The following is a 20,064-nucleotide window of genomic DNA, read 5'->3' as shown; positions in this document are numbered from 1 at the left end:
TTTTTGCGACTTTTTGACAAGATTTTAAGATTTTTTCTTTCTTCCTCTTTTCTTTACAGGAGTAGTAGCAACTTTTAGAGCTTCGAACATCTTCTTAGCTTCAGCTCTTAAGTTATTTTCATAGATAAAGCGGTAAAAATTCTCTAAATCTGGTGAATTTCTGAAGTTCTTCGGTAGTCTATTGTCTTCTGTTGACATGGTTTCTCCTTATTAGACTGACATATTAACTTCAAAAACACGCTTTATCAATTCTGTTTAAACTTCTTTTAAGCTTCCTTAGCTTCAATCATTCCGTAGCTATGCAGCTTGTTATAAAGAGTCTTTACAGTAATACCAAGAACTTTTGCTGTTTTAGTCTTGTTACCACCTAAGTGCTCAAGTGTATGACAGATATGCTCTCTCTCAATTTCACCAAGCGTCATTTCTCTAAATACTCTAATCTCTTCTTTTTCTTCATTAATTTCTTGTTGCTCAACTTTAATGCTATCAGCTAAGTGATCTCTTTCAACAATCATTCCTGGTGATAGAACATAAGCTCTTTCCATGATTGACTGAAGCTCTCTTACGTTTCCTGGCCAGTTGTAATCTTCAAGAAGTTTTACAACACCTGGAGACATCGACTTTTGTGTTTCAGCTGACTTTCCAAGGTTAAGGAAGTGGTTAGCTAGAACTTCGATATCAGACTTTCTTTCTCTAAGAGATGGTACTCTTAGACCAATAGTTGATAGATTGTAGAATAGGTCTTCTCTAAAAGTTCCTTCCTCTACTCTTTCTTTCATATTATGTGCTGATGCAGCAATAATTCTTACGTTTGATCTTAGTTTCTCATGAGTTCCAACTCTAGAATAAGCTAGGTCATTGATGAAGCTCATTAGTCTTGCTTGTACTTTTACAGGCATTTTTTCAATATTATTGATGAAAATTGTTCCACCATTAGCTGCTTCTAGGGCACCTTTCTTTACTCTAAATCCTCTAACAGCATCTACTTCTTCTTTTCCAAAGATTTCTGCTTCAAGGTAGTCATCGTTCCCCATTGAACAGTCTACAACGATGAATGCGTGGTTCTTTCTTTCTGATCGACAGTGAATTCTTCTTGCGATCATCTCTTTACCAACACCAGTTTCACCGGCCATATAAGAGTTAACATCTGATGCTGCTACACGATCAACAGCAATTAGAAGCTCTTGCATGATTTCTGATTTACCAATGATTTCTTTCTCTTGAGTAGTTGAACGAGAAAGGTTTACACCTGGTACAGAGTTCTTTAACTCATGGTCTTTTTCTTCAATTTTTTGCTTAAGTGACTCATTTAAGAATTTAGCTGAAAGATACATCTTCATATTCTTAAGTGGCTTTTGGATAGCATTTAGTCCTTCAAGCACAGTATTGATATCTTCTTTCTTAAAATTAACTTCTTCGTTATTACCTTTAAAAGAGATTGTTCCGATGATTACTCCGTCGATGATCATTGGTACACATAATTCAGAGTGTGAATTTTCTTCTTTAGTAGAAGCAAAAAGTGGATCTCTTTGTACATTATTTGAAAAGTAAGCTCTCTTAGACTTAATTACATGTCCAACAGCTCCTAGTCCTTTTGAAACTCTCTTAGCGTTTTTAACTGCCTTAGCATTCTTAGAAACGATTCGACAGCTTCCATCTTCGTGAGCAAGGTTGATGATGATTTCATCGCATGCAATCTCTGATTTGAAGAATTTTGATAACTCACTAAAGAAAATCTGCTCATCTAAAGTTGTAAGAAGAGTAGACAGTAGGTTTTCAATTTTTGTTGATTCTTTTTTCATTTCGATTGTCATGTAAAAACTCCCGTGTATTTTTTATTGTATGTGTCGCATAGTGTTAAACTATATTCATGATACAGTGCGTCTGAATTTTTTACAAGACTAAAATACTCGGGTGTTCAAAAAAAATATAGATATACAGTAATTACAATGACTTAAGCCATCTACCACTTGTACACTTTCCGAAGTTTGAGGTTAGTGGACCCAGGATTTTACCCCAAGTGTCCATAATATAGACATTCTGAGTGGCCTTAGATTGTGAAATTACCCTCAAACTTGTAAAAATAATGAACTGTCCATCTTTTGAGTACTCAGGATCCTCATTTGAGCCGAAATCCTTCGTTAATCTCACTAGGTTTTGGCCATCGGCCCCTACCTTAAACAGGTCAAAACGGTTATCAAGCCAGCTAGAGAAGACAATCTCAGAGGCATTTGGGTGAAATCGTGGAGTCGCATTATACTTTCCAACGTAGCTGATACGCTTTACATCCTTCTCTATTCCAGAGGGATCCATCGTATAAATCATTGGTTTACCAGGTCTTCCAGAAAGGAATGTAAGGATTGTCCCCTCTGCATTAAGAGATGGGTCCACATCTGGTGCAAATTTCTTTGTTAATCGCGTAAGCTTTCTTGTCTTTAAATGCATACGATAAAGTTCTGCATTTCCTTGGTGAGAAAGAGTTAAAATGATCTCTTCCCCATCGTTAGTAAAGATTGCACCAGAGTTAAGACCTTTACGTTTAGAAAGGATCTTTGTTTTTCTAGTCGCAACATCGTAGATCATAAGGTTTACGTTCTTCTTTGCACCTTTTACTGACTCATCAATTAAGCTGTAAACAATCTTACTTCCATCATGAGAAACAGCAGGAGAGATAACAACTCCGTTGTGCCAAGTAAGTCTCTTTGGGTTTGCACCGTCAAAGTCCATGATGAAAAGCTCTTTCTTTCCTTCTGGTAATTTGTGATCTGAAACAAATACAATCTTATCTTTAAAGATTGATGGCTTTCCTACAATAGCGCGATAAAACTTGTCTGCAATTTCATGGATTGCACTACGGTTATTTTGATCATATGCAATACTTCCTGTTACTAATTCTTTTTCGTTTGAAGTATTCCATAAACGATACTCTAGATTTGTTGTCCCATTATCACGGTTAACACGAAAGCGAGCAAGAAAGTTTGTCTCCTTTGCTTTATAAGTAGAGAATCGTACATTATCAAAAGATGTTTGAGAGATTCGTCGTGGTAGAACCTGAAAATAATTTGAATAGAACTTAAAATCATTTCTTACGATATTTATGTAATTTTCAGCAGCTTCTAATTCATTAGGCGTAAATGCACCCTCAGAGAAGACTTTTTCAACTAATAGGGTTTCTTTTACAACTTCTGCTTCACCAACGGAAACAACAGTTAGCCCATTTTCAGCTAAAACATTTGTAAATAATAGTAATGATATAAAAACACTTAAAATATACTTCATTGTACCTCCTATATAGGGAAGGCCAGAACAATTTCTCCAGCGACTAACCTATTGGTGATTTCCTTATCTGGTCTAGGGAACTTCTTAACGGAACGAATTGAGCTAATTGCTTTATTATCGTATTCTTTATTACCACTAGACTTTATAATTTTATAATCTAATAACTTTCCTTGGGCATTAATAAAAATTTGCACATGACAAGATAGCTCTAAATTTGCAAGATAAGCAGGAAGCTTCCAATATCTTCTAACCTCTTCCATTACACTTAAAACATACTCATCAAATGCACCTTGAGCCTGGACACTACTTGTTCCAGTATATGAGCTACCTTCACTTAGTTTATTACCAGCAGCGATAACACCGCTATAATCAGTATTATCTTCGACTTCTTCTATTTTTTTAACTTTCTTTCTAGGCTTATTGTCTTCTTTAACATCTCTTGTGGCATATTTAGAAAGCATATCGGCCAATGACTTTGTTTTCTTTTCTTTCTTTAAAATTGCCTTATCACTTCCACCTGTGTCTTTCGTTTCAACCTTAGGTTTTGCCACTTTATTCTTTGGTGGTGGGCTTAGTTTCTTTAATTCCTGATAAGTCATCTTAGGCATGGCCACAACATCAACCTTAATGGCCTTTCCAATGACTCTCATTTTATTAAGGTTTGCTTTCTCTGGATCAAAAGGAGTTCCTAATTTCATGATCGAAAATAGATACAAAGCCGCCACTAAGAGAACGTGTCCCCCTAATGATATTGAAATGTATTTATTAAAATTATTTTCGATAATTCTATTCCTCTAATTCTGTTACCAATGCAATATTGTTAATATTATTTGATTTCAGATATGACATGAGTTTTGCAACTTTTCCATATTCTAACTGATAATCAGCTCTTAAAAATAAAGTCTGAGACTTTGTTTCCTGAAGCTTCAAATTTAAAACCTTAATCAGTTCGGCCATTAAGATCTTATCTTTACCAACATAGAACTCTTCAGAATTCGTAAAACTTAAAACAACTTGAGACGAACTTAAGTTCATAACATTCACTTCCTTAGTTTTTGGAAGAGTTAGTTCAATACCATTAAGCATAAGAGGTGCCGTTATCATAAAGATAACAAGAAGAACCAGCATAACATCCACGAGAGGTGTTACGTTGATTTCTGACATTGGCCCATCGCCATTTCCACCTGTATTCATTCCCATGAAATACTCCTAAGACTTTGAAGAAATATAGCGTTCTACTTCATTAATAAATTGATTACTAAAAATATGAAGTTGTTCTCTAAGTTTATTTCTTCTTTGACCAAATTTATTAAAGTACCAAGTTGCAGGAATCGCTGCGACTAAACCAACTGCTGTAGCAACAAGGGCCTCAGCAATACCAGGTGCAACAGTCTCTAGTGTCGCTCCACCACTAGCAAGCCCTGAGAAGGAATCAATAATCCCCCAAACGGTACCAAATAAACCAACAAATGGAGTAATTGATCCAATTGAAGCTAATGTTGTTAGGTTTGAACTCATCGTCTGATCGACTTCAACAACTTCATTACTAAGAGTACGCTCCATTGATTGGTTTGCTATCGAAGCATAGTGTTCTTTAATAGCAGCATAATTTTCACCCAGAGCAATTTCTGTTTTCTTTAGTTCACGATAACCAGAAAGAAAAACTCTCTTTAGAGGACTTTCTTCAATGGTCTGTGCATCGTGATATGCTTCTTCTAATGAAGTTACTCCACTAAAAAAGTTTTTAAAGTCATTATTGGCCCTTTCCGCTTTTTTGAATGCAGATAGCTTTTGAAAGATAATTGTCCAAGACAGCACTGAGGCTGCAACAAGTAATAGTAAGTCGATTTTTACGACAATACTAGAATCAAGTAAGATTTGAAAAATATCTAAGTTGTGACCTTGCACTATACTTCTCCTTGCTTACGTAAAAAATATGAGTAAGCGATTGTTACAATTAATAAACTTATGGCCGGCATTAGAAGGCTCGTTAAGCGAGAGAAAAACATCGAGTAATATGTCCCCCACAATGGATCATGACCTAAGAATGCAAAAAGCGGAACAAAGACTATTGATACAAAGATCATTCCCTTTAAGACTGAATAGTTAAATAAATACAGATGAATATAGGCCATATAAAATAATAAGAGGTGACCAATTTCTAAACTTGTATTTCTTGGAAAAAGAACAAATAAAGAAAGATAAACAAAAGATCCTTCAACAAATATATGAAATAACCTTCCAACTCCCCTTTTCTTCTTTAGAAATAATTTTGAATTTAAAAAATCAAAGAAGAAAAAGGCGAAAATTAAGATATTGTGGATAATTAACTGAAAAACAGAAAATTGAACATTCTCTAAATGACTTGGACGAATAAAGAATAAGAACACCAAAATTGAAGCAAACGATACTAAATAAGTAGGTGTCGTAATATTATTATACCAATCAAAAGAGAGCTGACTTCGAATATCCTTAATTCGAATATCTGAAAATAGATATGCTGATGCAAAAAATCCCAGAATTCTGGCCATCACGAGTAGTTGCCATGAAAAGTCATATAGCCAATTTTCTACAATTATCAATTTATGGCCAAGACGAAAGTGAAAGAACGAAGCTATAGAAACTAATATAAAGTAAATTACCCAATACATAAAAATTGAGATTGCATACTTTGAGGTATAAATAGCTTTTTCTTTGGCGAATAACTTCATATTAATTAGTCGTTGGGTCTATCCATTTTAGCTGTAATTCAGGTGATGGATAAATCTTTGAATAATGCTTATAAAGTAAGTTCCCCTTTGTTAAAGAGTCGATCTTCTCTAATAGACTATAGTAATTCTTCCAATATTTAGGATTATTTTTCAAAATAACATCCATTTTCTTCGTTACTGTAAACTGATCTTTAAAAGAAAAGCCAGAGTTAAAAGCAATATCTGAATACTTAGCTAGAACCTTTTCAAATGCTTCCTTTGGGAATTCTTTCTTATAAAAGTTACTATTCATTAACTTCAATAATGTCGCATCATCGAATTTACTAATAAATTGTTCATTTTCTAATCTTAATAAGTCCTCAAACATTAACAGAGATATTTGAAGTTTTGATAAGTCCATAGCACGGATAAATGGAACACTTACAACAAAGAGATAGTCTTTTCTTGAAAGTGGAAAACCAAAATGCGTGATATTAGCAGAGTTCACATACAGAACTTTAAACTTTAGGCCAAAGTAGCCAACTTCTTTTAGGAAGTTTTCAAAGTACTCAGTAACTCCAAATTCAGGTTTATGAAAATCCCACTTTAGTAGGTTTACATTTTTGACAAGCCAATACTGAGTCATAATTTCCCAGAAGTGTCTTCCTCCTGGTGTATTATAGAAAGCCTTCTTCTTATCTTCGATCGAGTCTTTCTTTTCCTGAGCTTTAATCTTTTTCTTCTTGGCAACTTTTTCAAGGCCATCTTTTTTTAATACTTTTTGAATTTTATTAAAATTAACAAATTCATTTTCGACAGGTAGTTCACTTTGATCTGACTGAGCAAATGGAGATGAAAAAGATGTAAGAATAAATCCTAAAATTAATAACCTTTTCATTATCGACTCTCCCCTCTTCTTAATAGATCCTGGAGACGTCCCCAATAGTGAATTTCAGTTACACCGATTTCAATATTATCAAAGAAGCGGCGATATAAATCCTGCCAGCACTCTTGTGGTTTTGTTTTCGATAAAACATCCACACTCATAAAACCTTGGTAATTAGAATATTCAACATTGTAGAAATTCGACAGCGGAGCACTTTTTACATAAAAAGGTTGACCACACTCAAAAGTTGAAAGAACTCTTGAGAACTTCGATGGATTTTGATGTAGCTGAGAGTATACAGTATTCACGTAATAAATCGTCTTCTTAACATTTGAAGATTTATCACTCTTTGCTTGCCCAAAAACTTGGGTTGCAAATAATAGAATTAGAATAGTTTTCTTTATACTTTCCATCTGAATTGTATCGTTTCCCATTCATGACATTGTGGACAACGCCAAAAAATATCATCTGAATTATAACCACATTCTCGACAATAGTGCTTTGTAACTGTTTGGCGCATATTATCGAGTAGTCCTTTCATTTGTGTAACAGCTTCTTCTTTTTTACCGAGCTCAATTAAGATCTTAATATATTCAGACTTAAGAGCATCAGAAGTAGTATTCTCACCTTTTTCCCAAGCACTTAATAATTCATAAGCTTTATGGAGTTGGTGTTGTTGCTTAAAAAGTCTAATCTTAGTTAAAATGATCGATTCATTTGAAAGAAGATCAGCATCATTTAATTCTAAGAAATATTCAACGACTAAATTAAGTCTCTTAAAATACTTTTCCTTCTCATCTTCACTTCCCTTAAATCCTTCTTCTAAAGACTCAAAAGCAAATGAAGCATACATTGGTTGCTCTTTTAAAAGCTCTAATAAGTTAAGCTTAGCCTCATCAACATTACCTTCATGAAGAAGAATTCTAAGCTTTAATATTTTGGCCGATACAGAAGGAGCAAAACGAAAGCCATCTTCTAAGTCTTCAGCCGCTTTTGAAAGCTGTCCATTCTCAAATTGTTTCTTGGCCTTTTGAACAAGAATATGAGAAATCGTTTCTGATTGATTTTCGTGTCCTACTTTCGATAGCATAATGCGATAATTATATGCCTGATCCCAGTCACCAATATCTTCATAAATTCGACAAAGAGATTGAATAACATCAAATTCATCGCGATTGATTTTTAAAACATCTTTATATGTTTCAATGGCCTTATCAACGAAGCCACCTTTATCAAAATCAATTGCTAACTCTTTAAGAGCTCTTATTCGATCAGACTCAGAGATATTATCCCTTGCGATAAGAGAGCGGTGAATACTAATGGCCTTTTCAATTTCACCATTGCTTCGAAATAGTCCACCAAGCGCGAAATATGTATCGATTGTTTCACGGTTAATATCAACAGCACTAAGGAATTCTTTAATAGCAAGATCACGATTACCTGAGATTAGATATTGTGTAGCATTTAAGAATACTTTTGACTGAGCTTCGAAAATAGAATTTCGATATCTTTTTGAAAGTTTTACACCTGTATCCTTCTCACTAAAGTAGTGATAAATCAGGATAAGAGTAAAAACAAAGGCCACAACAGCTAATATATGATCTTGTAGCCAATTTAAGTAGATATGCATTATACCTCAACTATTTGTACATGATATTCGTCGAATTGCTCATTTTCACATATTCAACAAAGCTAGAAACAGCACCCTTCACATCCTCTAGATCTTGAATAAGAGAGAAGAAGTTGCTTTTCTTTTTAATTTTAATTTCACTTAGGTTTAAGTCACCTTCAAGCTCAAGTGTTTTATGCAGACCACGTGCACATGGCCAAAGTCCAACAAGATCATCTACTAGACCAAGCTTTTTAGCTTGTGCTCCAGAAAAAACCTGACCTTGAGCAACTTCATTAATTGGTGAAGTTAAGCGCTCTTTTCTTTGCGCTGATACGTCATCTATAAATTGCTTATGAACATCTAAAGTCATTCTTGTCATAAGTTCTCTTTCTTCTGGTGTCATGGAACGATTTGGCTGACCAATATCTTTATAGCGACCAGCTTTAATTGTTTGTGGGTTTACCATGGCGAATTTATATAATTCTGATAAATCAACAAATTGCATGATTACACCAATTGAGCCCGTAAGAGTTCCTGGTGAAGAGCAAATCTTCTCTGTAGCTGCGCCAATATAATAACCACCGCTTGCAGCAATTGATGAGAAAGAAGCATAAATAGGCTTAGGTTTTTTTGTTATTTCTTTATACTGACCAACTCCTCGAATACGAAGAATTTCTTGATAAATTTCTTGAGTTGGAGCAACAGCTCCACCAGGTGAATTTACTCTTAAGATAATACCTTTTACTGCTTCATCAGCTTCTGCCTTATGGAGAAGTTCAATGACTTTCTTAGACTCCATAATGACACCCTCAACTTCAATGAGAGCAATCTTATCTTTTGATTTCGTTGATGATGATGCAATGTAGTCGTTGCTACCCTTAAAAATATTTACCGTATATACTGAAAATAAAATAAGCACGACAAAGAAAACCGCCACTAAGGCCATAAGGCCCACAACTGCACGATCTTTTGATTTATTATTCGACAAAGCATCCTCCCTGAGCTTATAAAACCATACCTCTATCTTCCCAGAAATATTGGATTTCGTAAACTTTTTAACATGTTACAAACTTGCCTATTAAAGTAAATCTGCTGCATTCCGAAAAGTATATTGGATATTAACCTAATGGGAATATGTGAGGATTTTATGAAATCAGTAAACTTTAAACTTTTGGTATTTACTACCTTAGTAATACAGTCGGGTTTATGTTCTGCTGAGAAATATGAAGCACCTGCATTTTTTCACTCAGAATCAAAGAAGCCCATCTCATTTAAGCAGAAAGTAGTTAACAAAAAAGCTACAGTAAAATGGCAAGATGGTTATACTGTTGATCAAGATGAGCAAGCGGAAAAGTCAAAACGTCTTCCATCATCAAAGAATTCAAAAGTTAAATACTGGGATTACGAGAATAAGAAATAATCGTCTTTAATTAGTCCCAAAGATTCGCATCTTTTTCAAGCTCACTCTTTAGCTGTCCACATGCTGCAAGGATATCACTTCCCTTTGTCGTTCTAATAGTCGTCGTTATTCCACCATCTTCTAGCTGGTTTTTAAACCAATTGATTCGACTTACACTTGGACGCTTGAAGTTTGATTCTGGATATTCATTAAATGGGATTAAGTTTATTTTTGAAACCTTTTTTGGAAGTAGATTCAAGAGAGCTGTCACATCCTCAGCTCTATCATTATACTGATCAATTAATAAGTATTCATATGTGATATAACGGTGTGCTTTTAGCGGAATTTCCTTAATGGCACCAAGAAGACGATCTAAATCAAATGCCTTATTAATTGGCATTAATTCAGTACGAATATCATTATGGGCAGCATGTAGAGAAATAGCGATATTCACAGGCGGAAAATCATCTAATTTCTTAATCTGAGGAACAAGTCCGGAAGTTGAAATCGTAACTCTTCTTTGAGAAAGACCTAATGCCTTTTCATTAACCATTAGCTCAGTTGCTACTTTTACATTTTCAAAGTTATGAAGAGGCTCACCCTGTCCCATAAAGACGACATTTGATAGACGCTCTTCTGGCCCAACCTTATCACGTAGAAACTTTGTTACGGCCAGGAATTGACCAATGATCTCACCTGCTTCCAAGTGTCTCATTAAGCCCATTGTCCCTGTGTGACAAAAGGTACAGCCAATAGCACAACCAACTTGAGAGGAAACACAAAGAGTCTTGCGGTTTGAACGAGCAGGAATCATAACAGTTTCAACTGTCTTATCATCTCGCATGGCCACAAGAAATTTTCTCGTTCCATCCTTTGATAGGCCATTCCATACAATTCTAGGAAGGTTAAAATCAAAGTGTTCAAGCAGAAGATCTTTTAGATTTTTGGAAATATTTGTCCAATTTTCAGGGTTAAACTCATATTTTTCATAAACCCATTTAAGAATCTGAGTGGCCACAAAAGCCTTTTGACCATTACTTTCAAGAAATGATTTTAATGACTTAGGTGAAAGTGAATAGAAAAGTGGCCTTTCCATTAAATACTCCAAAAAATGCTAAGTGCTATATATATGGTCAGTCCATAATATTTACAAGCTTGTCTGTAGTTTTTTTGCGATTTCAGCTAGATTTATAGTTAGATTTGGAAGAAATACAATAAAAAACAGTGAAAAAGGATTCGATTTGAAAAAGTTAAGCATTTTCATGATTTTAACAACATTCATTAATATCAATGTTCATGCAGGAAATAACCTAGCAAATCTCATCTTTAAGGTTCCAGCTAAGTCTCAAATATTAGAATCAAATAGTTCTATTAAGTGCCAAGACTGCACAATTCCAGAGCGCTTTACTGTATCTGTTTGGAATATGTACAAAGGTAGTGAACCAAGTTGGCCAAGAGAATATCAATCAATGGATGCGCAGAGTGATCTTATATTAGGTCAAGAATTCCTTCTTTCTGGGGATATGAAAACAGAACTTGAAAACCCAGTTAATTCAGAAGTAGTTATGGCCACATCTTTTATCAATACTAAAAAAGAAGCAACAGGTGTCTTCACATCTTCAAAAGTTAGTTCAATTTCAAAAAAAGCATACCGAAGTCAGTCACGTGAGCCTCTAGCAAATACACCAAAGATGGGACTTGTAACAAGCTACCCTCTTTCAAATGGCGAAGTCCTTACTGTCGTAAATATTCATGCTTTAAACTTTGTTGGAATAATTCCTTTCTATAATCAAGTCTCTGAATTAATTGATGAGGTGAAAGATCTAGAAGGTCCAATTATCTTTGCGGGCGACTTTAATACTAATACTCCATCTAAAACGATTTCAATGAATCTACTTTTTAAAGCTCAAGGCTTTAAGAAAACTGAATTCTCTGGAAAAGATGATCGCCTTACTTTTCTAGGGCAAAAACTCGATCATTTCTGGTATCGAGGACTCCAACTACTAGAGGCCCGCGTCTTAAATGAAAATGAAGGATCGGATCATAAACCAATGCAGGCTACCTTTGAAGTCAGTTATTGACACTATATCTAAGAAAAAGAAAATTTCACCTCTCTATTTTTGCTTAAATACTAAAACTTAGAGATAATCTTAGAAATTAATATTTCAAACAAAAGGATTTGTTATGAAAATGCTTATGATAAGCATGCTAATTTCTATGGTATCACTACCTGCTTTTGCATCAGTAAATAATAAACACTCTTTCATTCACAAGATTCCAGCTAAGAATAAGATTATTGACTTTCACCAAGGACTTTCTTGTCGTGATTGCTATTTTCCAAATGAGTTCAAATTAACTGTATGGAATATGTATAAAGGAAAGAATGAAAGCTGGGCAAATGACTTTGATGATCTCATGTATGAAAGTGATATCTTGCTAGGACAAGAGTTTAAGCTTAAAGGTGAAATGAAAGATAGACTTATAAACCCTTTTGAACAAGAGGTGATTTTAGCAACTTCATTTATTAGCTGGCGTAAGTATAAAACAGGTGTAACAAATATTTCTAAATACCCTACAGTACAAATAACACCCCTAAGAAGTAAGGTGAAAGAACCTTTTATTCGCACACCAAAGCTCTCTTTAGCAAGCAGTTATCGTCTTGAAGATGGTAGAGATATTACTTTTATCAATATTCATGCAATCAATTTTGTAAGAAAGAGAAAGCTTGAAAAGCAACTTAAACAAGTTATTGAATATATCAAAACGACTTCCGGACCAGTTGTATTTGCTGGAGACTTTAATACAAATTCTAAAAAGAAAATTAAGATGATGAGAAAGCTATTATCAGAACAAGGTTTTACTGAAGCTAGCTTTACTGGCCAAGATAAAAGAATGAAATGGCTTGGTAATAAATTAGACTATATTTGGTATCGTGACCTAGAGCTTATTGAAGCCAATGTCCTTGGACATATTCAGGGTGCAGATCACAAGCCTCTGCAAGCAAGCTTTAGAATTCCTATCGAATAATATTCGATAGGAATCCCCTTTTTACTCGATCAGGGTTTTCTAAAATATTTCCGTGTTCAATAAACTTATCAATTAAATCTCCAATCTTATTTGAAGCTTCTAGAGAATTATTAAATGCCTCTGGAGATATAAGGCAAACCTTATCTTGTTTGAATTGTTCGCTTAAATCGTAACTAAACTTCGTCAGCTCTTCTTCATCAAAGAAACCACTGATATACCCATCTGATGTAACTTCAATTCTTTGATCTAAGTCGAGATCATGAAAGTTGATCGATGTTTTAAGAGTAAATAATGCACGAATCAAAAAGAGATTAACCTTTTCACTATACACGTAACTTACATAGAGAATTTTATCTTCACGTGATGCCATAATTACTCCGATATAATCCCAAAGTCTAAAGAGATTGTCCCCTTAGGCATAAAACTTAATTCAATCTCATGAGGAGTATTCGTGATTTCAACATGATTTTGATCGATCATTTTTTGAAACACATATTCCGAAGGATACTTTAAGCTTAATTTCTGTTTATAACTAGAAGGATTAAAGAAACTAACTCTTTTAACCTTGTCATACTTTAAGTCTGAAGAGGCCACTCCTCTTTCCTGCCACTTGTATCTGATTTCACCACTATGAGAAATCTGGCAAGAGCTATGGCCAATACTTGTTGTCACTTTCTTCCAGAAATTATCGAGTTCATCATCTGAGCTTTCTGAAAAGTCATCACTATTAAATATTAATAATCTTCCCTCACCCATTGTGATGGTATTTATCTCTGTTAGATAACGAATTTTTTCAACACTTAATTCATTTTCAAGATAGAAGGATTCAAGTCTTCTTTTTAGGGCCACATCGAGCTTTGCAATATCAATAATAACCTTTCCACCACTCATAAAGAGCTTAAGCACCTTCCCCAATCTCTCAGTCGATATCTCACTTCCATTAAAGTAGAAGAATTGAAATGAACTTTCGACATAGTCTTCCCAATCAAAATTTTCAATATTAGAAAATCGGTAATCCCAACTAAAGTGCTTCTTACAGAAGTCTAAAAAACCAGATGTTGCAATTTGATCCTTACTTCTTTGATCCTTTACATTGTGAAAGATATTGACGGCGCTTGAGGCTTTAAAAATAAAATCATTATCCGCAATTATCGTTTTTTCATTAAAAAACTCATCTAGGCGAGATGAATTAATAACCTGCTTTTTCAAGTCAGAATAAATACCAACTTTATTGCGGTTAGGAAGTAAAATAGAAGAAGGCATAATGCCATTATCGAGACTCTTTAGTGCATCATCGATAATTTTAGTATCACTAATCTGATCTAGCATACGAGCTTCAATTGAATTCATCTCCCCTTCTAAGAAAGAGAAGTTCTTCACTCCCTGCCAATTTTCTTTTAGTGAGTTCTTAGAAATATCTTCATAGATACTTGAGATCGTATCATTGTATTCAATAATAAAATCCTGCTCTTGATCGGCCGTAATCTTGTCTAGTTTTAACTCAGCTTTTTTCATTTCAATAAATTTGGAAAAACCACTATTAAAAGCAACTGATCGATCATAGAGATAAGAGCGAAAATAGCCATGAGTATAATGACCACAATTAGCACCCCAAAGAGGAGCTTTTATTTCGTTCTTTTCAAAGTATTCAGAAAGCTGAGAACAAAATCTTGAAAAGCCTTTATAGACACGAGGGTCATAAAAGCTATAGAACTTATGTATTGTTCCTTCACTATCTGCGCTTGCTCGATTAATTCCATACTCATCACAACTTGCCGTGCGGGCCAAGAGATATGGAATACCACCGTTTGGTAAATAAGGAACAGGAGTAATCGGAAGTAAAAAGATAATCTCTTTTTCTAGCTCACGACAGATATCATAGAGTCTTTTGAAGTCTGTTTCGGGCTTTTGATCCGCAAAGTCGATCTTATCCCCAGTGTCCGTATGGAAACTCCAATTAATTGGTACGATTATCTTATCAGTTAATGACGTTTTCTCGATTTTGGACTTCCACAGGGAAGCGGAAGTTTTCCAATAGAAGAACCAATTCTCCCCTGGAAATACCGTGTCCTCATCCTTGACTACAGGTGTTGTAAGCATCTATCTACTCCTTAAAAAAATTGTAGGGCATGTGAATCGCTTTGACAATTTCAAGTACTTACAAATTTCACCTACTTAATCAATATATTGTATTGTCAAAAAACATTTACCCTGCCGTTTGCCATTGGATGTAAGACACGGTAAGTTATTTCGACTAAAATATGACAGAGGGGAACAGATTTATGTGGTATTTCACAGAGGAAGAGAAACAAATCCAAAAAATGTGTCGCGACTTTGCTAGACAGGAGCTTGCTCCAGTTGCAGAAAAGCATGATACAGAAGAAAGCTTCAACATGGATGCTTTCAAGAAGATGGGTGAAATCGGAGTCCTTGGTATTACTGCTGATCCTGAATACGGTGGTGCAGGAATGGGTGCACTATCAGCAACGATTGTTATGGAAGAATTTGGAAAGGCCTGTGCTTCATCTACTCTTTCATATCTAGCTCATTCAATTCTTTGTGTTAACAACATCGAAAACAATGCTTCTAAAGAACAAAAAGAAAAATATCTGCCAAAACTAATCACTGGTGAGCACATCGGTTGTATGGGAATGTCTGAACCAGAATACGGATCAGATGCAGTTGGTATCCAAACAAAAGCTGAAAAGAAAGACGACCACTATCTTCTTAACGGTACTAAGATGTGGATCACAAATGCTCAATACGCAGATATCGCTTACGTTTACACAAGAACAGGAAAAGAGAGAAAGAACCTTTCGACTTTCATCCTAGAAAAAGATAAAGGTCACTTTGACTTTGGTAGCCCTATCCACAAAATGGGAATGCGTGCATCACCTACTGGAGAGCTAATCTTTGACAACGCTAAAGTTGGACTTGAACAACTAGTTGGTAACGAAGGTGATTCAATTTATCACATGATGAAAAATCTTGAGATTGAAAGAATCACAATTGCAGGTATCTCACTTGGTATCGCACAAGCTTGTGTTGATCAGTGTATTAAATATGCTAACGAAAGATCACAATTTGGAAAAAATATTGGTGAATATCAAATGATCCAAAAAATGATCGCAGAGATGGCAACAGAAACTGAAATGATGAGAAACTTCCTCTACAACGTAGCTTACCGTTACGATCAAGGAGAGAAAGGTCCAGTAGTTGCAGCTCAGGTTAAACTTGCGATTCCAAAGATGGCAACTAAGATTGCTCTTGATGCTATCCAACTTCACGGTGGATACGGTTACTCAAGAGAGTTCCCAGTTGAGCGTATGATGAGAGATAATAAGCTTAATGAGATTGGTGCTGGGACAAATGAGGTGATGATCATGATTATCGCCAAGAACCTACTCAAGGCCGCTCAAGCGTAATTCAGAATTCAATTTTCATATAATAGGCCAAGTAGTTTCAGCTACTTGGCTATCTATTTCGATAAATATTACAACTCCATTGCGACGCGCAAAAACGTTAGGTAGTATCCCTCAATTCGATGGGAGGGATAATGAACAACAAAATCAAAAAATTAATACTTCTTGCTGCTGTTTCAACACAGGCACTTGCACTTGTAAAAGTTGATGGAAAAGTCGATGTCTATAATTGTAATGAGTTAAAGCGTGGCCAAGAAATGAGAGTAAACTTCTCACCAAGCTTCAGTCGTACACGAGTTGAGATGAAGTACACGCTTAAGCGTGCAAACGTTGCAGGCGAACACTACCTCGCTTATATCAATTTAAATATAAAATCTGATAATTCCAAATTACGCACTCGTTTACTTAGACATATTAAAAGCTGCTATGAAACCAAAGGATCAAACCTTGTTGATGGTGCAGGAAGAAAACTAAGTTTAAGACTATGGGATAAGAGCACTAGAGTTGATAAACCACCAAAGGTAAATATCGGTCTCCAAGGTAGAGGTGCTCGTTCAAATTCGAGAAATTACGCTGTTGATTTATCTTGTGGAACTGTTGTTCATGAAGCACTTCACTTAATGGGCCTAGTAGATGAATACGAAGAGAAGTGGAATGCTTGGAATCCAAATATTCTTGCACGTGTAACATCGAAACCAATTGTGAGTACAAGTACAGGTGCACCTGTTGCAATGAATTGTCGTGTCTTAGGAGCTAAGCACTCCGTCATGAGAAATCACGGGTATTTGAATTATAGAAAAGACGTAATATTCACAAAGCATATGGACACAATTATTTATGCAAATTGTAAGCCTAAGAATAAAGATGTTTATTCATGTATGAAGAATGCTTATCGAACAACAGAGGACCATGGTGGATTCTATGGCTGTCGAGAGATGGATAGTTCATGCTTTGATGAAAATTGGCAAGGTTATTAAAAATATAAAAAAAGCAGCTCTTAGAGCTGCTTTTTATTTATGCTACTTTTAGATGTGAATCACTATTTGTTTCACCATATTTCTGACTAACCCAATTATGAACAACAGAGTCAATCTCGCTTTTAAACTCTTTATCTTTACTAATAAGAGTTCGAACATATGAAACAAAATCTTTCCAATTATCTTCTTTCTCATTCATCACTTTATTTAAAAGTGTTTCATCTCGCTCAATAGTTTCAAATTCGATTGAAATTAGATCTCTTGCCTTAGTCCCATCTGGCGCACATATATCGAGATAGTAATTTCTCATCTCTGCATCTAGACCCATTAACATTGCAACTCTTTTCTTTAAGTCATATTGAGTTAAAGCTTCCTTTAAGAACTTCTCAGGTAAAGAATCAATTAACTCTGCCGGATAATAGTCCCTACTAAGACTTAAGAATTGCTCAAATGTAACATTATCTTTTAAAGTCTCAAATATTGATTTCTCAACTTTTGAAGTTACCTTAGGAAGTATTTCAAATAACTTCTCAACAAATGGTAAGTTAGACTTTGTTTCAATATACTTACTTAAAGTATCTTTAATCTTAGCCTGTCCATCTCTTACTTCCTCTTCCTTTATAACTACTGAACTTTGCAAAATCTCTGAAACGATTTCATCATCACAAGTCGATAAAACCTCTGCGACAAAACTATCATTTAATGCATTAAGAACAAGTGCAACAATATAAGGTTCTTCTTGATAAACTTTTTTAACTACATCTGAATTAAGTTTTAAAAGTAAATCATAAGTATTTGGATCTTCAATAAGAGAAGGAACAATAACACTTTGAACAATTTGATTACTAATGAAGTCATTGGCCCCTGTTAGCTCATTTGCTGTCAAAGGAGAATTCAATAGATCACGCCATGCTGCCCTTTCAGGTTCACTAAGCATCTTAAAGATCTCCTTAAGTGCATTATTATCAATTTGTTGAACCAATGCTCTTAACGCTGCTTTAGAATTCTTATCTCCCTGTGCAAGCCATTTCTTAACAAGTAGAATTGCTTCTTGAGGAGTATTTTCCACAAAGACCTTAAATCTTTCCACCCCATTTAAAGAATGTACACCAATACCATCACTTCCGCCGGCTCCCCCAGCTGCGATGGCATCTCCTGAGCTCCCTTCATCTTCATCATCGGCACTATCATTTTGCATAGTAAAATTACCACCCGATTGAGAGCCACTACTTAACTCAAAGAATTTTGATATTAATCGATTTCCCACTAAACCAATAAGTAAAACACCTAGAACGATTGCAATAATATTTGAAACACCACTCAATGCACTAATAAAGTCTTTTGGTGTGAGTGTTTCTTTCTCTTGTATAGGCATTTTCACCGTATATTCAAAAGTGAATTTTGGTTTAACACCAGATACCCCTAGCTTAATTGATTGAATAAGTTTTTCAATTCGTATTCTTTCTTCTTTAACGATAGACTCTGGAAGACGAACGAGAATATTAACAGCTGAAATATTTTTAAAAATATCAATTGAAGTATTATATTTCCACATTTGTTCTACAAAGCTTGGCTTTTCTTTTGTTGCTTCTTTAAGCTTTGAGATTTCTTTATTTAATGCTTCTTTTTCCTTTTTGAAGCCTTCTTTAATTTTTTCAATTTTGGCCTTTGAATCATCCCCCATTGTCAGTAGGATTTTCCCGCTTGGTGAAAAGTCATTGAAATCATCAATTAGAGGAGCTTCCATACCAAACTTTGAAAACACAACAGTTTCACCATAATCTGCCTCAGGTAAGTCATTGGTGAACTTAATTTTCTTTCCATTTTTATCTAATTCTTCTTGCTCTTTTTTTGCTTTAGCCTCATTTTCAGCATCGACAGTTTTACTTTCAACACTATCATTGCCTGAGAGGCCTTTATTATTAGATTTATTTAAAGGAATATTAAACTTTGGAACCTCAGGAGCTGTTGTAGCAATTTCGACATCAACAAAGTAGTAATCATGATTAAGAATAACTCTAACACCACGATTCATCTTGACGTAAACTTTTGCTTCTAATTCACTTCTTTGCCATTCTAAGCTAGGAAGAACACTCATTCCTGAATTTGCAAATACCGTTAAACAAGAAACTGATATAAGTACTACTAAAGCACGTAATCTCATTAATTTTCACCTTTATTTGAAGCAATATTAAATTTCTTCTCCAAATATTTTTTCATTCTATAAGCTTCCATATTTTTTGGATTAATCCCAAAAGCTTTTCGATAGAAAGATAAAGAGTTTTTAAAGTCTTTTTTCATATATGATATTGAACCTTTCATTTCATGAATAATTGAAAAATGAGGAAACTTCGCCTCTAGCTTCTCTAACTTTTTAAAAGCTAACTCTAGATTCTTTCCTCGCATTAACCTTAGTACATCAAATAAATCTGCTACTAAGAAGTCAAAGTCTTGAGCTAAACGAATATTCTTCTCTACTTTTAGGTTTGCATTTATATCAACATCCCCTTTTTTTAGAAAAGGAACAGAAATACTATATGCTTCAAACCCAGGCTTAAATACTTCAACTTGAATTGGTCCATCACTTCCATAATTTGATTGAAGTGTTTCCATCTCAGCTTTGTATGGTGTCTGACCAATCGAAACTTTCTTACCGTTCTTATCAACAACATAAACATCACATTCACTTGGATTTGAATTAATCGATATTGTTGCGGCAAATGTATTTAGTGTAGTAATAAAAATAATAAATAACTTCATAAAAATTAATCC

Annotated in this window: 21 protein-coding genes; 5 read left to right on the top strand and 16 right to left on the bottom strand. The window is 34.7% G+C overall.

Annotation, left to right across the window (positions count from 1 at the left end):
* Positions 1 to 24: 24 nt before the first annotated feature.
* The 11 genes from ACMAZI_RS04000 to sppA form a co-directional block, all read right to left on the bottom strand.
* Complete coding sequence (locus tag ACMAZI_RS04000) at positions 25 to 198, bottom strand: hypothetical protein (RefSeq protein WP_158536743.1); 174 nt, start codon at positions 196 to 198, stop codon at positions 25 to 27.
* 68 nt (positions 199 to 266) lie between these two features.
* Positions 267 to 1,814 (bottom strand): sigma-54-dependent Fis family transcriptional regulator, encoded by a 1,548-nt coding sequence (locus ACMAZI_RS03995; protein WP_114705488.1) that lies wholly within the window; start codon positions 1,812 to 1,814, stop codon positions 267 to 269.
* A gap of 130 nt (positions 1,815 to 1,944) precedes the next feature.
* Positions 1,945 to 3,279 carry a PD40 domain-containing protein gene (locus tag ACMAZI_RS03990; RefSeq protein ID WP_114705489.1) on the bottom strand — a complete coding sequence of 445 codons (1,335 nt, stop codon included), beginning with the start codon at positions 3,277 to 3,279 and terminating at the stop codon, positions 1,945 to 1,947.
* Between the two features lie 8 nt (positions 3,280 to 3,287).
* The gene (locus ACMAZI_RS03985) at positions 3,288 to 3,977 is read right to left on the bottom strand and encodes a TonB family protein (protein ID WP_334678069.1); all 690 of its coding nucleotides are present in this window, start codon (positions 3,975 to 3,977) and stop codon (positions 3,288 to 3,290) included.
* An 88-nt stretch (positions 3,978 to 4,065) separates the two neighbouring features.
* Complete coding sequence (locus ACMAZI_RS03980) at positions 4,066 to 4,479, bottom strand: biopolymer transporter ExbD (RefSeq protein ID WP_114705491.1); 414 nt, start codon at positions 4,477 to 4,479, stop codon at positions 4,066 to 4,068.
* A 9-nt stretch (positions 4,480 to 4,488) separates the two neighbouring features.
* The gene (locus ACMAZI_RS03975; RefSeq protein WP_158536744.1) at positions 4,489 to 5,187 is read right to left on the bottom strand and encodes a MotA/TolQ/ExbB proton channel family protein; all 699 of its coding nucleotides are present in this window, start codon (positions 5,185 to 5,187) and stop codon (positions 4,489 to 4,491) included.
* Positions 5,187 to 5,990: a hypothetical protein gene (locus ACMAZI_RS03970; RefSeq protein WP_114705493.1), complete on the bottom strand. Its 804-nt coding sequence runs from the start codon at positions 5,988 to 5,990 to the stop codon at positions 5,187 to 5,189. Before ACMAZI_RS03970 ends, ACMAZI_RS03975 begins: the two co-directional genes overlap by 1 nt.
* A 1-nt stretch (position 5,991) precedes the next feature.
* On the bottom strand, positions 5,992 to 6,867 hold the full coding sequence (locus tag ACMAZI_RS03965) for a hypothetical protein (protein ID WP_114705494.1): 876 nt from the start codon (positions 6,865 to 6,867) through the stop codon (positions 5,992 to 5,994).
* Positions 6,867 to 7,268, bottom strand: coding sequence for a hypothetical protein (locus ACMAZI_RS03960; protein ID WP_412475108.1), 402 nt, complete (start codon positions 7,266 to 7,268; stop codon positions 6,867 to 6,869). Before ACMAZI_RS03960 ends, ACMAZI_RS03965 begins: the two co-directional genes overlap by 1 nt.
* Entirely contained in the window at positions 7,256 to 8,485 is a 1,230-nt protein-coding gene (locus ACMAZI_RS03955; RefSeq protein ID WP_114705496.1) for a hypothetical protein, read from the bottom strand. Before ACMAZI_RS03955 ends, ACMAZI_RS03960 begins: the two co-directional genes overlap by 13 nt.
* Positions 8,486 to 8,495: 10 nt before the next feature.
* Positions 8,496 to 9,455, bottom strand: a complete 960-nt coding sequence (sppA, locus tag ACMAZI_RS03950) for a signal peptide peptidase SppA (protein ID WP_114705497.1) — start codon at positions 9,453 to 9,455, stop codon at positions 8,496 to 8,498.
* A 159-nt stretch (positions 9,456 to 9,614) separates the two neighbouring features.
* Here sppA and ACMAZI_RS03945 point away from each other — a divergent pair, with 159 nt between their 5' ends.
* Positions 9,615 to 9,887: a hypothetical protein gene (locus ACMAZI_RS03945; protein WP_114705498.1), complete on the top strand. Its 273-nt coding sequence runs from the start codon at positions 9,615 to 9,617 to the stop codon at positions 9,885 to 9,887.
* A 10-nt stretch (positions 9,888 to 9,897) separates the two neighbouring features.
* Here the strand turns inward: ACMAZI_RS03945 and rlmN are convergent, their stop codons facing one another.
* Positions 9,898 to 10,962 (bottom strand): 23S rRNA (adenine(2503)-C(2))-methyltransferase RlmN, encoded by a 1,065-nt coding sequence (gene rlmN / locus ACMAZI_RS03940; RefSeq protein WP_412473731.1) that lies wholly within the window; start codon positions 10,960 to 10,962, stop codon positions 9,898 to 9,900.
* 145 nt (positions 10,963 to 11,107) lie between these two features.
* Between rlmN and ACMAZI_RS03935 the strand changes: the two genes are divergently transcribed.
* Complete coding sequence (locus ACMAZI_RS03935) at positions 11,108 to 11,947, top strand: endonuclease/exonuclease/phosphatase family protein (protein ID WP_412473732.1); 840 nt, start codon at positions 11,108 to 11,110, stop codon at positions 11,945 to 11,947.
* A 103-nt stretch (positions 11,948 to 12,050) separates the two neighbouring features.
* The gene (locus tag ACMAZI_RS03930) at positions 12,051 to 12,893 is read left to right on the top strand and encodes an endonuclease/exonuclease/phosphatase family protein (RefSeq protein WP_114705501.1); all 843 of its coding nucleotides are present in this window, start codon (positions 12,051 to 12,053) and stop codon (positions 12,891 to 12,893) included.
* Here the strand turns inward: ACMAZI_RS03930 and ACMAZI_RS03925 are convergent.
* Both ACMAZI_RS03925 and ACMAZI_RS03920 read right to left on the bottom strand, forming a co-directional pair.
* Complete coding sequence (locus tag ACMAZI_RS03925) at positions 12,883 to 13,263, bottom strand: hypothetical protein (protein WP_114705502.1); 381 nt, start codon at positions 13,261 to 13,263, stop codon at positions 12,883 to 12,885. The genes ACMAZI_RS03930 and ACMAZI_RS03925 overlap by 11 nt on opposite strands.
* 2 nt (positions 13,264 to 13,265) lie before the next feature.
* The gene (locus ACMAZI_RS03920; protein ID WP_114705503.1) at positions 13,266 to 14,993 is read right to left on the bottom strand and encodes a hypothetical protein; all 1,728 of its coding nucleotides are present in this window, start codon (positions 14,991 to 14,993) and stop codon (positions 13,266 to 13,268) included.
* A gap of 182 nt (positions 14,994 to 15,175) precedes the next feature.
* On the opposite strand from ACMAZI_RS03920, the gene ACMAZI_RS03915 reads away from it, so the two are divergent.
* Both ACMAZI_RS03915 and ACMAZI_RS03910 read left to right on the top strand, forming a co-directional pair.
* Complete coding sequence (locus ACMAZI_RS03915; RefSeq protein WP_162929680.1) at positions 15,176 to 16,318, top strand: acyl-CoA dehydrogenase family protein; 1,143 nt, start codon at positions 15,176 to 15,178, stop codon at positions 16,316 to 16,318.
* Between the two features lie 131 nt (positions 16,319 to 16,449).
* Positions 16,450 to 17,292 carry a hypothetical protein gene (locus tag ACMAZI_RS03910; RefSeq protein ID WP_334678064.1) on the top strand — a complete coding sequence of 281 codons (843 nt, stop codon included), beginning with the start codon at positions 16,450 to 16,452 and terminating at the stop codon, positions 17,290 to 17,292.
* A 37-nt stretch (positions 17,293 to 17,329) separates the two neighbouring features.
* Here ACMAZI_RS03910 and ACMAZI_RS03905 read toward each other — a convergent pair whose 3' ends face one another.
* Both ACMAZI_RS03905 and ACMAZI_RS03900 read right to left on the bottom strand, forming a co-directional pair.
* A complete protein-coding gene (locus ACMAZI_RS03905) occupies positions 17,330 to 19,456 on the bottom strand; it encodes a hypothetical protein (protein WP_412473733.1) in 2,127 nt (708 codons plus the stop codon).
* Positions 19,456 to 20,052, bottom strand: a complete 597-nt coding sequence (locus ACMAZI_RS03900; RefSeq protein WP_120405315.1) for a hypothetical protein — start codon at positions 20,050 to 20,052, stop codon at positions 19,456 to 19,458. Before ACMAZI_RS03900 ends, ACMAZI_RS03905 begins: the two co-directional genes overlap by 1 nt.
* Between the last annotated feature and the right edge of the window lie 12 nt (positions 20,053 to 20,064).

The organism is Halobacteriovorax sp. YZS-3-1 (assembly GCF_047084945.1).
In the GTDB taxonomy this organism is placed as follows: domain Bacteria; phylum Bdellovibrionota; class Bacteriovoracia; order Bacteriovoracales; family Bacteriovoracaceae; genus Halobacteriovorax_A; species Halobacteriovorax_A vibrionivorans.
Note: the sequence above shows the minus strand (reverse complement) of the source record. Positions and strands in the feature narration are given on the sequence as shown.

Bases quoted from the DNA above. Each gene is read 5' to 3' on its own strand.
- ACMAZI_RS04000 (WP_158536743.1), bottom strand. From the start codon at position 198: ATGTCAACAGAAGACAATAGACTACCGAAGAACTTCAGAAATTCACCA.
- ACMAZI_RS03995 (WP_114705488.1), bottom strand. From the start codon at position 1,814: ATGACAATCGAAATGAAAAAAGAATCAACAAAAATTGAAAACCTACTG.
- ACMAZI_RS03990 (WP_114705489.1), bottom strand. From the start codon at position 3,279: ATGAAGTATATTTTAAGTGTTTTTATATCATTACTATTATTTACAAAT.
- ACMAZI_RS03985 (WP_334678069.1), bottom strand. From the start codon at position 3,977: ATGAAATTAGGAACTCCTTTTGATCCAGAGAAAGCAAACCTTAATAAA.
- ACMAZI_RS03980 (WP_114705491.1), bottom strand. From the start codon at position 4,479: ATGGGAATGAATACAGGTGGAAATGGCGATGGGCCAATGTCAGAAATC.
- ACMAZI_RS03970 (WP_114705493.1), bottom strand. From the start codon at position 5,990: ATGAAGTTATTCGCCAAAGAAAAAGCTATTTATACCTCAAAGTATGCA.
- ACMAZI_RS03965 (WP_114705494.1), bottom strand. From the start codon at position 6,867: ATGAAAAGGTTATTAATTTTAGGATTTATTCTTACATCTTTTTCATCT.
- ACMAZI_RS03960 (WP_412475108.1), bottom strand. From the start codon at position 7,268: ATGGAAAGTATAAAGAAAACTATTCTAATTCTATTATTTGCAACCCAA.
- ACMAZI_RS03955 (WP_114705496.1), bottom strand. From the start codon at position 8,485: ATGCATATCTACTTAAATTGGCTACAAGATCATATATTAGCTGTTGTG.
- ACMAZI_RS03945 (WP_114705498.1), top strand. From the start codon at position 9,615: ATGAAATCAGTAAACTTTAAACTTTTGGTATTTACTACCTTAGTAATA.
- rlmN (WP_412473731.1), bottom strand. From the start codon at position 10,962: ATGGAAAGGCCACTTTTCTATTCACTTTCACCTAAGTCATTAAAATCA.
- ACMAZI_RS03930 (WP_114705501.1), top strand. From the start codon at position 12,051: ATGAAAATGCTTATGATAAGCATGCTAATTTCTATGGTATCACTACCT.
- ACMAZI_RS03925 (WP_114705502.1), bottom strand. From the start codon at position 13,263: ATGGCATCACGTGAAGATAAAATTCTCTATGTAAGTTACGTGTATAGT.
- ACMAZI_RS03920 (WP_114705503.1), bottom strand. From the start codon at position 14,993: ATGCTTACAACACCTGTAGTCAAGGATGAGGACACGGTATTTCCAGGG.
- ACMAZI_RS03915 (WP_162929680.1), top strand. From the start codon at position 15,176: ATGTGGTATTTCACAGAGGAAGAGAAACAAATCCAAAAAATGTGTCGC.
- ACMAZI_RS03910 (WP_334678064.1), top strand. From the start codon at position 16,450: ATGAACAACAAAATCAAAAAATTAATACTTCTTGCTGCTGTTTCAACA.
- ACMAZI_RS03905 (WP_412473733.1), bottom strand. From the start codon at position 19,456: ATGAGATTACGTGCTTTAGTAGTACTTATATCAGTTTCTTGTTTAACG.
- ACMAZI_RS03900 (WP_120405315.1), bottom strand. From the start codon at position 20,052: ATGAAGTTATTTATTATTTTTATTACTACACTAAATACATTTGCCGCA.